This is a genomic window from Streptomyces hainanensis (assembly GCF_004348415.1).
GTDB lineage: Bacteria > Actinomycetota > Actinomycetes > Streptomycetales > Streptomycetaceae > Streptomyces > Streptomyces hainanensis.
Genome location: NZ_SMKI01000840.1, coordinates 1 through 1202 on the forward strand (window position 1 = coordinate 1; position 1202 = coordinate 1202).

The 1202-nt window shown below is 77.0% G+C and carries 1 protein-coding gene; it reads left to right on the forward strand.

Annotated features, from left to right (window positions below; genetic code table 11):
• Nucleotides 1–1202, forward strand: a 1202-nt coding sequence (locus E1283_RS36340; RefSeq protein WP_132822412.1) for an ATP-dependent DNA ligase, incomplete at both ends; no start/stop codon positions are given.

Here is a 1202-nt window from a genome sequence, read left to right on the forward strand (position 1 = left end):
AGCTGGGGGTGGGGTGGCGGGCCCTGTCGGGCGAGCGGCCGCCGCCGGCGCCCGGGCCCCGGCTCACGGTGGCGGACACGGACGCGGCGCTCGGCGAGATCGCCGCCACCTCCGGTGCCGGTGCCACCGGGCGCCGCCGGCTGCTGCTCGCCGAGCTGCTGGCCGCGGCCACCGAGGCGGAACAGGACTTCCTGGCCCGGCTGATCAGCGGCGAGCTACGGCAGGGCGCGCTGGACGCGCTCGCCGTCGAGGGGCTGGCCGCCGCCGTGGGGGCGGCGCCCGACGACGTGCGGCGCGCCGTGATGCTCGGCGGCTCGCTCGGCGCGGTGGCCGAGGCGCTGCTGGCCCGCGGCGCCGGGGCGCTCGCCGAGTTCCGGCTGACGGTGGGCCGGCCGGTGCTGCCGATGCTGGCCGGGAGCGCCAAGGACCTGGACGAGGCGCTCGACCGGCTCGGCCCGTGCGTGGTGGAGGAGAAGCTGGACGGGATCCGGGTGCAGGTGCACCGGGACGGCGCCGAGGTGCGGATCTACACCAGGACGCTGGACGAGATCACCGGGCGGCTGCCCGAGGTGCGTGCCGCGGCCCTCGAACTCGAAGTGACCAGCGCGGTGCTCGACGGCGAGGTGATCGCGATGGACGCGGCCGGCCGACCGCACCCCTTCCAGGACGTGTCGGGCCGCGTCGGCTCGCTGACCGGCTCACTGCCGCTGTCCCCGGTGTTCTTCGACCTGTTGAGCGTGGACGGCCGTGACCTGCTCGAACTGCCCACCGACCGGCGGCACGCCGAGCTGGCCAGGGTGGCACCCGAGCCCCGCCGGGTACGGCGGCTGCCGGTGCCCGACCCGGCGGACGCCGAGGCGCGGCGGGCGGCCCGCGAGTTCGCCGCGGCGGTGCTGGCCCGCGGCCACGAGGGCGTGCTGGTCAAGGCGTTGGACGCGCCCTACAGCGCCGGGCGGCGCGGGGCCTCCTGGCTGAAGGTGAAGCCGGTGCACACGCTCGACCTGGTGGTGCTGGCCGCCGAGTGGGGGCACGGCCGGCGGCGCGGGAAGCTCTCCAACCTGCACCTGGGCGCGCGGTCGGCGGACGGGACCTCCTTCGTGATGCTGGGCAAGACCTTCAAGGGACTCACCGACGCCATGCTCGACTGGCAGACCGGGCGGCTCCTCGAACTGGCCGAGGAGGGCGGCGACGGGGACGGGGGG